This window comes from Pseudomonas sp. 05T35, assembly GCF_056396605.1.
Window position 1 is genome coordinate 1 of sequence record NZ_JBFTLU010000946.1, and the last position, 492, is coordinate 492.

A 492-nucleotide genomic window follows, 5' to 3' on the forward strand; every position below is an offset into this window, starting at 1 on the left:
CGCCAGTTCAGAATCATCAGCGTCACCACCCCCGCCACAATCCCCCAAAATGCCGAACCAATGGAAAACAGCGTCAACCCCGACGCAGTGACCATAAAGGTGATCAATGCCGCTTCACGTTCCTTCACTTGCGCCATGGCGATGCTCAGGCCGTTGATGATCGAGCCGAACAGCGCCAACGCGGCAATCGACAGCACCAACTCCTTCGGCAAGGCGGCGAACAGCGCTGCGAGGGTTGCGCCAAAGACCCCGGCAATCCCGTAGAAAATCCCGCACCAGACGGCCGCGGTGTAACGCTTGTTGCGATCTTCATGGGCATGCGGCCCGGTGCAGATTGCGGCGCTGATCGCTGCCAGGTTGATCCCGTGGGAGCCAAATGGCGCCAGCAACAGTGAGGCGATGCCGGTGGTGGTGATCAGCGGCGAGGCCGGCACGTTGTAGCCATCTGCGCGTAACACGGCGATGCCGGGCATGTTCTGCGAGGTCATGGCC

The 492-nt window shown here is 61.6% G+C and carries 1 protein-coding gene; it reads right to left on the reverse strand.

The window, feature by feature from the left end; genetic code table 11:
- Positions 1-492 (reverse strand): benzoate/H(+) symporter BenE family transporter (locus tag AC1DH9_RS30835; protein ID WP_477809545.1); only part of this gene is annotated, 492 nt, incomplete at both ends.